Origin of the sequence: Methylobacterium adhaesivum (genome assembly GCF_022179065.1) — a bacterium.
GTDB lineage: Bacteria > Pseudomonadota > Alphaproteobacteria > Rhizobiales > Beijerinckiaceae > Methylobacterium > Methylobacterium adhaesivum.
The window spans coordinates 115660-126085 of sequence record NZ_BPQD01000016.1; the positions used below are offsets into that span (position 1 = coordinate 115660).

9 protein-coding genes and 1 other RNA gene are annotated in these 10426 nt (G+C 70.1%); 1 reads left to right on the forward strand and 9 read right to left on the reverse strand.

Going from position 1 to position 10426, the window contains the following annotated elements:
* Nucleotides 1-85 precede the first annotated feature (85 nt).
* The 8 genes from murD to rnpB form a co-directional block, all read right to left on the reverse strand.
* Complete coding sequence (gene murD, locus MFF01_RS13905) at nucleotides 86-1444, reverse strand: UDP-N-acetylmuramoyl-L-alanine--D-glutamate ligase (protein ID WP_238226295.1); 1359 nt, start codon at nucleotides 1442-1444, stop codon at nucleotides 86-88.
* Nucleotides 1444-2529, reverse strand: a complete 1086-nt coding sequence (mraY, locus tag MFF01_RS13910; protein WP_238226297.1) for a phospho-N-acetylmuramoyl-pentapeptide-transferase — start codon at nucleotides 2527-2529, stop codon at nucleotides 1444-1446. Before mraY ends, murD begins: the two co-directional genes overlap by 1 nt.
* Before the next feature lie 81 nt (nucleotides 2530-2610).
* Entirely contained in the window at nucleotides 2611-4083 is a 1473-nt protein-coding gene (locus MFF01_RS13915) for a UDP-N-acetylmuramoylalanyl-D-glutamyl-2,6-diaminopimelate--D-alanyl-D-alanine ligase (protein ID WP_238226299.1), read from the reverse strand.
* A gap of 10 nt (nucleotides 4084-4093) precedes the next feature.
* Nucleotides 4094-5560 carry a UDP-N-acetylmuramoyl-L-alanyl-D-glutamate--2,6-diaminopimelate ligase gene (locus MFF01_RS13920; RefSeq protein WP_238226300.1) on the reverse strand — a complete coding sequence of 489 codons (1467 nt, stop codon included), beginning with the start codon at nucleotides 5558-5560 and terminating at the stop codon, nucleotides 4094-4096.
* Nucleotides 5557-7335: a peptidoglycan D,D-transpeptidase FtsI family protein gene (locus MFF01_RS13925; RefSeq protein ID WP_238226313.1), complete on the reverse strand. Its 1779-nt coding sequence runs from the start codon at nucleotides 7333-7335 to the stop codon at nucleotides 5557-5559. The genes MFF01_RS13920 and MFF01_RS13925 overlap by 4 nt, the downstream gene beginning before the upstream one ends.
* 80 nt (nucleotides 7336-7415) lie before the next feature.
* Nucleotides 7416-7847, reverse strand: coding sequence for a cell division protein FtsL (ftsL, locus tag MFF01_RS13930; RefSeq protein ID WP_238226302.1), 432 nt, complete (start codon nucleotides 7845-7847; stop codon nucleotides 7416-7418).
* Nucleotides 7844-8887: a 16S rRNA (cytosine(1402)-N(4))-methyltransferase RsmH gene (rsmH, locus tag MFF01_RS13935; RefSeq protein WP_238226304.1), complete on the reverse strand. Its 1044-nt coding sequence runs from the start codon at nucleotides 8885-8887 to the stop codon at nucleotides 7844-7846. The genes ftsL and rsmH overlap by 4 nt, the downstream gene beginning before the upstream one ends.
* 395 nt (nucleotides 8888-9282) lie before the next feature.
* Nucleotides 9283-9696, reverse strand: an RNA gene (gene rnpB, locus MFF01_RS13940) — RNase P RNA component class A.
* A gap of 164 nt (nucleotides 9697-9860) precedes the next feature.
* Here rnpB and MFF01_RS13945 point away from each other — a divergent pair.
* Nucleotides 9861-10037, forward strand: a complete 177-nt coding sequence (locus MFF01_RS13945; protein WP_238226306.1) for a hypothetical protein — start codon at nucleotides 9861-9863, stop codon at nucleotides 10035-10037.
* Nucleotides 10038-10118: 81 nt separating this feature from the next.
* Here MFF01_RS13945 and MFF01_RS13950 read toward each other — a convergent pair.
* A partial coding sequence (locus MFF01_RS13950) for a VOC family protein (protein WP_238226308.1) occupies nucleotides 10119-10426 on the reverse strand: 308 nt, incomplete at its 5' end.

Sequence of the window (10426 nt, forward strand, 5' to 3'; positions counted from 1 at the left end):
GCTCCGGCGGACCGGTGGACAGTCCGTTCCTCAAAGGCGCATCAGACACCCAAGAGGTTGAGACTTCGCGAAGGCCGCCCTCCCCTCAGGCCGACGCCTTCACCAGGGCGCGGAACTGATCGCCGCGATCCTCAAAGCTCCGGAACTGGTCGTAGGAGGCGCAGGCCGGCGAGAGCAGGACCACGGGCTCGGGTGCGGGCGACCGGGACGCGGCCTCGGCCGCCGCCCGGGTTGCCACGTCGAGGGTGCCGCAGCGCGTGTAGGGCACCCGGCCCTCCAGGGTGGCCGCGAAGGCGTCCGTCGCCGCCCCGATGAGGTAGGCGTGGGCGACCCGGTCGAACAGCGGCGCCAGGGGTTCGATGCCGCCGGCCTTCGCCTTGCCGCCGAGAATCCAGTGGATGTCGTGGAAGGCGGTCAGAGCCTTGTCCGTCGAGTCGGCGTTGGTCGCCTTTGAATCGTTGACGAACAGCACGCGACCGCGTCGTCCCACCTCCTCCATCCGGTGAGGCAGGCCGGGAAAGCTCCTCAGCCCCGCCGCGATGGCCTCCGGCCCGAGGCCGAGGGCGCGGACCACGGCGATGGCCACGGCGGCGTTCTGCCAATTGTGGGCGCCGCGCAGGGTGCCGATGCCCGTGAGATCGGCAAGCCGCGCCCCGTCCGAACCGAACACCGCGCCGTCGTGCGCGGCAAGGCCGCCCTCCGGCGCCACGTCCCCAACATGGACGCGCACGACGGGCCCCGTGAGCGCATCGGCGATGGCGCGGCTCGGCGCGTCGTCGATCCCGACGACGGCGAGGTCCGAGCCCGCGACGAGGCGGGCCTTGATGGCTGCGTAGAGGTCCAGGGTCCCGTGCCGGTCGAGGTGGTCCGGGGTGACGTTGAGGAGCACGCCGACGCTCGGCGCCAGCGACGGCGTCAGGTCGATCTGGAACGACGACAGCTCGATGACGTGGACCCGGTCCTGCGCGGGGGGCGCCAGGGACAGGATCGCGGTGCCGATGTTGCCGCCCATCTGCACGTCGCGGCCCGCCTGCGCGAGGAGGTGGGCGATGAGCGCCGTGGTGGTGGACTTGCCGTTGGTGCCCGTGATGGCGACGAAGGGCGCGCCCGGCGCGATCCGGGCGCGCTCGCGGCAGAACAGTTCGATGTCGCCGATGATCGGGACGCCGGCGGCTTGGGCGCGCTCCACGGTCCAGTGCGGAACCGGATGGGTGAGCGGCACCCCGGGGGCCAGGACAAGGGCGGCGAAGTCCGACCAGTCGGCGTCGCGCAGATCGGCCGTGGCGATCCCCTGCGCGGTGGCCCGCGCCATGCTGTCGGGATTGTCGTCGCAGGCCAGGACCCGCGCGCCGCCGGCCTTCAGGGCGAGGGCCGTGGCGAGGCCGGAGCCGCCGAGGCCGAACAGGGCGACCGAGCGGCCGGTGAAGGTCGTGACGGGGGTCATCAGCGCAGCTTCAGGGTGGCGAGGCCGGCCAGCGCCAGGATCACGGCGATGATCCAGAACCGGATCACGACCTGCGGCTCCTTCCAACCTTTCTGCTCGAAATGGTGGTGAATCGGCGCCATGCGGAACACCCGCTTACCCGTGAGCTTGAACGAGGCGACTTGGATGATGACCGACATCATCTCCAGCACGAACAGACCGCCCACGATGGCGAGCACGATCTCATGCTTGGTGGCCACCGCGACGGTGCCGAGCAGACCGCCCAGGGCCAGGGAGCCAGTGTCGCCCATGAAGATCTGCGCGGGCGGCGCGTTGAACCACAGGAAGCCGAGACCCGCCCCGATCACCGCGCCGCAGATCACCGCGAGTTCGCCGGTGTCACGGACGTAGTTCACCTGAAGGTAGCCGGCGGTGAAGACGTTGCCCACGAGGTAGGCGATGACGCCGAAGGTGCCGCAGGCGATCATCACCGGTACGATGGCGAGACCGTCGAGGCCGTCGGTCATGTTCACGGCGTTGCCGGCGCCGACGATGACGAAGGCGGCGAACAGCACGTAGAACCAGCCGAGGTTCAGCAGGGCGTCCTTGAAGATCGGGAAGGCGAGGTGGTTCTGCAGGGCGGGCGGCGAGTAGACCGCCATGACGGTGCAGGCGGCGATCGCGATCCCGGCCTCGAGGAGGAGGCGGAAGCGGCCCGAGAAGCCCTTGTGCGACTGCTTCGTCACCTTGAGGTAATCGTCATAGAAGCCGATGGCGCCAAACCCGAGGGTCACGGCCAGCACCACCCAAACATAGTGGTTGCGCGGGTTGGCCCAGAGCAGGATCGCCACGATGGCCCCGGCGAGGATCATCAGGCCGCCCATGGTCGGCGTGCCGCGCTTCGTCAGCAGATGCGATTGCGGCCCGTCCTCGCGGATGGGCTGGCCCTTGCCCTGGCGCAGGCGCAGGAGCGAGATGATGAGCGGCCCGAACCAGAACACGAACAGGCCCGCCGTGAACAGCGCGCCGCCGGTGCGGAAGGTGATGTAGCGGAAGACGTTGAGGGCCGAGAGCGTGCCGCTCAGTTCCGACAGGAGATACAGCATCCAGCACCCGGTTGCGGTTTTCGAGGAATTCCGGGCCCGGACGAGACCACGGGTCCCGCCCTCCCGGCCTTGCCGGCCGTTCTAGCGCGCGAGCGCCTGGACCGGGCCGGCCTGCCCGGCGTTCGCGTACCGGGCTTTGAGGGCTTCGACAATCCGGCCCATGCGGATGCTGTTCGAACCCTTGACCATCACGGCGTCGCCGGGCCGCAGGGTGGCGAGCACCGGATCCACGAGTTCACTGGACGCGGCCGCACAGGTGCCGCGCCGGCTCATGGGCAGCGCCTCGAACAGGTGGCGCATCAGGGGGCCGGCGGTGAACACGAGGTCGATCCCGGCCGCCTCGACGGCGGCAGCGAGGTCGCGGTGGTGATCCTCGCCCGAGGTCCCGAGCTCCAGCATGTCGCCGAGGACGGCGATGCGGCGCCCCCGCGAACCGGTCTCGATGGTCGAGAGGGTGGCGAGCGCCGCCCGGATGGAGGCCGGGTTGGCGTTGTAGCTCTCGTCGACGAGGAAAGCCTCGCCATCCCCGATCCGCAGGGCCGTGCGCTCGCCGCGCCCCACGGGGGGGCGCAGGGCGGCGAGCGACAGGGCCGCGAGGGCGAGATCCGCCCCAAGGGCGTGGATCACGGCCATGACGCCCAGCGAGTTCATCGCCGTGTGCCGGCCCGGCGTTCCGAGCTGGTAGGTCACCGGAATCCCCATCACCACGGCATCGACCACGGAGAGATCGGGCCGCAGGACGATGCGCTGGGCGCGGACGTCGGCCTCCGGATGCTCGCCGAAGGTGACGACCCGCCCGGCCTTCGAGGCCTGGGCATGGGCGAGGAGCCGCGAAAAACTCGGGTTGTCGCGGTTGAGGATCGCGGTGCCGCCGTGGCGCAACCCCGAGAAGATCTCGCCCTTGGCGTCGGCGATGGCCGAAAGGGATGCGAAATGCTCGATATGCACCGGCTCGACGGTGGTCACGAGGGCGATGTCCGGCCGGACCATGGCGGTGAGCGGCACGATCTCACGGGGGTGATTCATGCCGATCTCGAACACGCCGTAGGCAGCGTCCGCCGGCATCCGCGCCAGGGTGAGGGGCACGCCCCAATGGTTGTTGTAGGAGGCGATGGAGGCATGGGTCGGTCCCTGCGCCGACAGGACGTGCCGCAGAGCTTCCTTCGTTCCGGTCTTGCCGACGGAGCCCGTCACTGCGACGATGCCGGCCCGGGAGCGGGCGCGGGCGGCGCGGCCGAGCGCCCGCATGGCTTCGAGGACGGGATCGTCGTCCGGACCGGACACGGCGAGGACGGCCCCCGCCCCCGCGAACTCCGCCGCGCGTTCGGAAGCGACCACGGCGGCTCCGGCGCCGCGCGCGAGGGCATCGCGCACGAAATCGTGCCCGTCACGCGCCTCGCCGCGAATGGCGAAGAACAGGTCGCCGGGCTGCAGGCTGCGGGTATCGATGGACGCGCCGGAGATCGGCTTGGGAACGCCGTTCAGGCGGCCGCCGGTGGCGGCTTCCAAGGTCTCGGGCGTCCAGAGGGGCGCGTCGGAGGCAGTTTGGATCATAGGGTCAGGCTCATGCCGAGCGCTCCGCGATCGCCGCCCGGAGCACGGCGTGATCCGAGAAAGGCAGGACGGTTGTGCCCACGATCTGGCCGGTTTCATGGCCCTTGCCGGCCACCACGAGGACATCGCCAGGCGACAAGCCCCGCACCGCCGTGCGGATCGCCTCGGCGCGGTCGCCGATCTCGGTGGCGTCCGGCGCCGCCACCAGGATCTCGGCGCGGATCGCCGCCGGGTCTTCCGAGCGCGGGTTGTCGTCGGTGACGATGGTCCAGTCAGCGGCCCGCGCCGCGATGGCGCCCATGAGTGGGCGCTTGCCCCGGTCGCGGTCGCCACCACAGCCGAACACGCAGACGAGGCGCCCCGTCACGAACGGCCGCAGGGCCGCCAGAACCCCTTCGAGGGCCTCTGGCTTATGGGCGTAATCAACGAGGCAGAGGGCGCCATTCGTTTCGCCGATGCGCTCCATGCGCCCGGGCACGCCGGTGAGGTATTCCAGCGCCGCGACGACGCCGGCCGGATCGGCCTCCCCGGCGGGATTCGCGAGAGCGAGGCCGGCGGCCAGGAGGGCATTCTCGACCTGGAACCCACCCACCAGGGGCAGGCGGACCGTGTACTCCGTCGGTCCCCCGGCACCGGGGGCGATGAGATGGAGGTGCTGGCAGAATCCGTCCGTTCGCGCCGACAGGAGGCGCACGGTCTCGCCGCCGGTCCCCGTGGTGCGCAAGGAGAGGCCACGCGCGAGGGCGGCGGCGGCCACCACCTTGGCGAAGGCGCCGTCGGCGTTGATCACCGCCGGAATGCCGGGCTGGGCCAAGCAGGTGAACAGGCGCAGCTTGGCCGCGAGGTAATCGTCGAGGGTGTTGTGATAGTCGAGGTGGTCGCGCCCGAGATTGGTGAATCCGACGGCGGAAAGCGCGACACCGTCGAGGCGACGCTGCTCGATGCCGTGGGAGGACGCCTCCATGGCAAGCGCCTCGATGCCGTCGTCGGCCAGCCGCGCCAGGGTCGCGTGCAGGGTGACGGGGTCCGGTGTCGTGAGCGAGCCGTAGCTGGCCCCGCGATTGGTGACGATCCCCACTGTTCCGAGGCTCGCCGCCTCGCATCCGAGGCGGGACAGGATCTGGCGGACGAAATCGGTGACGGAACTCTTGCCGCTGGTGCCGGTGACGGCCACGATGTGGGCCGGCTGGCGCCCAGAGAACCGGCTCGCCGCGAGGGCGAGGCTGCGGCGCACGTCCTCGACCGCGATGTAGGGCACCGACGCGGTGCCCTCCGGCCGGGGCCCCTCCCCCACCACGGCGACGGCGCCGGCCGCGACGGCACCGGCCGCGAAGCGGCGCCCGTTCGCAACGGTGCCGGGCACCGCCACGAACACCGAGCCGGGCACGACGTTTCGCGAATCGGCCGTCAGGCCGGTGACCGGGGTGGCATCGTCCGCGGCCTCCGGGAACAGGCCGCCGAGGGTCGCGGTGCTCATCGTCCGTCCACCTGGGTCGCGTGATAGGCGCCGAGCTTCACCATGAGGGGGAAGGGCTTCGCGGGCGGCTCGAATTGTGGCGGCAGGCCGAGGATCGGGGCGACGCGCTCGATGACGCGGCCCGTCACCACGCCCGAGTTCCAGGCGGCGGTGGCGTAGGAGCCGGATTCCGCCGCCACGGCCTGGGGCTCGTCCATGATGGTGACGAAGAGGTATTTCGGCTTGTTCATGGGGGCTGCGGCCATGAAGGTCGTGAACAGTCGGTTCTTCACGTAACGCCCGTGGATCACCTTTTCGGCGGTGCCGGTCTTGCCGCCGACGTAGTAGAGCGGGATCGAGGCCTTCTTGGCCGAGCCCTCCACGGCGTTGAGGCGCATGATGAAGCGCATGGCTTCGCTCGTCTCGGGCTTCAGCACGCGCGTCGCTTTCGACAGGGCCTCGGCCTCGGTGGTCTTGAGGAAGGTCGGCACCATCAGGTTCCCGCCATTGGTGATGGCGCCCACTGCCGCCGCCGCCTGGATCGGCGCCACGGCGAGGCCGTGCCCGAACGCGATGGTGATGGTGTTGATCTCGGTCCACCGCGGCGGAACGATGGGCTCGGCGCTCTCGGGCAGTTCCGTCCGCATCCGGTCGGTGAGGCCCATCTTCTTCAGGAATGCCTTGTGGCCGGGCACGCCGATGCCTAGCGCCATCTTGGCCGAGCCGATGTTCGAGGAGTGGGTGAACACCTCCGGCATCGTAATGACGCGGTTGGTGCCGTGATATTCATGGATCTTCTGGCGGCCCCAGTTCAGCACGCCGCCCCGGGTGTCGAACGTCGAGTTGACGTTGTACTTGCCGGAATCGAGCGCCATGGCCAGCGTCATCGCCTTGAAGGTCGAGCCCATCTCGTAGACGCCGACGTTCATGCGGTTGATGCGATCGGGCGAGAGGGCATCGGCCGGGTCGTTGGGGTCGAAATCCGGCAGGGAGGCCAGGGCGATCACCTCGCCGGTGTTCACGTCGAGGATCATGCCGGCGGCGGCCTTGGCACTGAAGTGCTCGATGCCCCAGGCGAGTTCGTCGCGGAGCGCGAACTGTGCCCGCAGGTCGATGGAGAGCTGCACCGGCTGGAGGTCGGTCTGCTTGGCCACGAGGCCGAACTCGTTGAGCGCCTTGTTGCCCTGCCGGTCGATGTACTTCTCGATGCCCGCGATGCCGACATTGTCGAGGTTGGTGATGCCGAGGATGTGAGCGGCCGCGACCCCGTTGGGATAGACGCGCTTGTGGTCAGGCAGGAAGCCGATGCCGGGAATGCCGAGACGGTGGACCTCCGCCTGCTGCTTCGGAGTGATCTCGCGCTTGACCCAGACGAACCCCTTCTCCTTGCCCGTCGATCCGAGGCGTGCCGAGAGCTTGGTGCGCAGTTCGTTGGCGTTGAGCCCCGGCAGGACGGCGGTGAGGAGTTCCACCGCCTCGTCCTTGTCGGCGATGTTGCGCGGCTCGGCGAAGACCGAGACGGTGCGGATGTCCGTGGCCAGGATCTCGCCGTTGCGGTCGACGATGTCGGGCCGGATCGCCGTGGTGGCGGCCGCCGCGACGCGCTTGTCGGAATTGTCCGTTTCGGGAAACGCCGCGAGGTAGACGAGGCGCACGCCAATGGTCGCGAACACGGCGGCGAAGCCGAGGCCGACGAGCCCGACGCGGGCGTAGCTCCGCTCGATCGCGAGGTGGAACATCGCCCGGATCAGGGCAACGGCGCGGTTGGCGCGGGGCGCGGGCGGGGCTTCCGGCATCGGGGATTCGACGGCGGGCGCGTCCATCACCTCGGCTTCGTTCAGCGCGGGGTCCGGAAGTACGTCTTGCGACACGGGTGCTACCTCGAAGCCGTGGTCGGGGTCTTGGTGGTGGTCGTGCGGGTCGTGGTGGTGCGCGTCGTGATCGAGCCCGTCGTGCGCGGCTCGTTCACGCCGGGCTTCTCCTTCGGGGTCGCCGTCGCGGCGAGCAGGCGGCCGATCTCGTCGCCGCGATCCGGGCGATCGGGAAGGTCGGACAGGCGCCCGAGATGGGCCGTGCCGATGGGCTCGAGGGCGAGATGGCGCTCCACCGCCTTCTGGAGGCGGTCGGGCCGCGTGAGGAGCTGCCACTCGGCGCGCAGGACCGCGATGGCCTGGCGCTCGCGATGGAGCTGGGTGCGCGCCTTCGAGACCTGACCGGCCTGGTACAGCGTGTCGTACTTGATGGAGTAGGCGTAGATCGCCGAGCCGATGAGGCCGAGGACCGCGAGGACGTTCAGCAGACGGATCACCGGCGCGCGCTCCTGCCTGTCCGCTCCGGCAAGGCCGCGAGGGTTTCGATGACGGCCAGGGGCGCGGGCGCGGGCGCGTCCGTGCGTTCCACGGCGCGCAGCTTGGCCGAGCGGGCGCGCGGGTTGGCGAAGGTCTCGGAGTCGGTCGGCAGCACCGGCCCCTTGGTCACGGCGGTGAAGCTGCGGGGCGCGGGCGTCTCGAGGCTCGGCAGATGGCGCGAGCCCTGCGCGGCCCGGCCGCTGCGGGCCGAAAAGAACTGTTTGACGATGCGGTCTTCCAGGGAATGGAAGGTGACGACGGCGAGCCGCCCGCCGGGGCGCAGGATGCGCTCGGCCGCGTGCAGCGCCTGGACGAGTTCACCGAGTTCGTCGTTCACGGCGATGCGCAGGCCCTGGAAGGTCCGGGTCGCCGGATGGATGCCGCTCGCCGGATCGGCCCAGACCACGCTGGACACGACCTCGGCGAGCGCCGCCGTGGTTTCGATACGGCCCTTGCGGCGCGCTTCCACGATGGCGCGGGCCACGGCCCGCGAGCGGCGCTCCTCACCGTAATGGTAGATGATGTCGGCGAGTTCACCTTCCTCCGCCTCGTTGACGAGGTCGGCGGCGCTGCGCCCGGCGCGCTCCATCCGCATGTCGAGGGGGCCGTCGTGGCGGAACGAGAAGCCGCGCTCCGCCTGATCGATCTGCATGGACGAGACGCCGATATCGAGGACGACGGCATCGGCCTGGGGATGGCCGGCGTTCCGCACGCAGGCATCGAGGGTACCGAAACGCCCCGGAACGAGGGTGAGCCGGCCCTGCGCGGCCGCCACGAGGGGCGCCCCATCGGCGATGGCGCCGGGATCGCGGTCGATGGCCAGCACGTGAACGGACGGATCGACGCTCAGCATCGCGCGGGTGTAGCCGCCGGCCCCGAAGGTGCCATCCACCGCCAGCGTGCGGCCCGGCAGATCGAGGGCGGTGAGCACCTCGGCGAGCAGGACTGGAACGTGCGGCGCCCCGTCGCTCGGGGGCCGGGCCTCGCGCACGCGCTTCATCGCCCCGCTCCGGCAGGGAGGGAGCTGTGGGAGGACAAGCGGAGCGTCGAAGACGCGACGGGGATGGATCCGCGCATGCGTCCCTTCCAGGTGTCGGGGCCGCCGTGAGGCGGAACGGAGAGACGGGGCATCGTCGGCGCGGCGCCGAGCGCAACCGCTCGCACGAACGCCGCCCCGACGGTCTCGGGCTGCGTCCGTCGATCCGAAAATCGCCGTTGACGGGATGAATCGGGGTACCATGGGCCTCTGAGCGCCGTCAACGAACGGGCCCGCACGCGATGGGCCCGGTTCGATCAGACCTCAGCAAGGTTAACCGAGGGTAAGTTTTTCGACGCGAAGGCACGCTCATCGCGGGCCGAATCGGCCCGGGGCGAACCCCCGCAGATCGGAAGAACTGGATCAGTCGGCCTTTAAGCCGGGTTCTGTAGGGCCTGGATGACCGTTAAGGGTCCTCCTGACGTGGCGGCCATTCCTCTGGGACGATCGTTGCCGATGCGCCTCGAGCAACCAACCCGGGCGACGGGCCTGGAGAGAAGCCTGACGGGCCGAAACGCCCGTCGTGTCGCCCCTATTCGGTCTTGCTCCCGGTGGGGTTTGCCGTGCCGTCCGCGTTGCCGCGTCCGCGGTGCGCTCTTACCGCACCCTTTCACCCTTACCATGGATCGGCTCACGCCGATCCATGGCGGTCTGCTCTCTGTGGCACTGTCCCTGGGGTCGCCCCCGCCGGACGTTATCCGGCACCGTCTCTCCATGGAGCCCGGACTTTCCTCCCCGGGCCTGAGGCCCGGAGCGGCCGCCCGGCCGACTGATCCGGGGGGGATGTGCGCCGCGGATCGTCGCGAGGTCAAGCCGGCGATTGCCTCCGCCCGCGCCATGACGGGATTTTCGGCAAGCGATTGCGCGCTCGGGCGCCGGGCCTAGATTTTCGGGTTGGGAGGGTGCGTGTGAGCTGCCGTCCCGACCGGAGGTGACCATGGCGACGGATGAGACGGCCTGGACTCTCGAGAAGGTTCAGGAATTGCGAACGCTGGCCCGCGAGCGGCTACCGGTCTCGGTGATCAGCCTGAGGCTCAAACGGCCCATCGAGGCCGTATCGGCCAAGCTCGCCCAACTCGGCATCACGCCGGCCCCCGAGATCGGCGCCGGCTGAGGGCGTGGTTCGGTCGGGCTCGACACAACCTCAAAAAAGGCATCGGGCCGGATGCGCGATCCGGCCCGATGCAGCGGCAGGCTACCAGGAGCCGGTGTTCTCCATGGACGCCCACGGCTCCTGCGGCGGCTTGGCCTCGCCCTTCTGCAGCAGCTCGATGGAGATCCCGTCGGGCGACTTCACGAAGGCCATGTTGCCATCGCGCGGGGGGCGGTTGATGGTGATGCCGGCCGCCTGCAGCTTGGCGCAGAAGGCGTAGATGTCATCGACCTCGTAGGCGAGGTGGCCGAAATTGCGCCCGCCCGTATAGGTCTCCGGGTCCCAGTTGTGGGTGAGTTCGATCACCGGGGCCTGGGTCTCGCGGGCCGTCGCCGCGTCGCCCGGAGCGG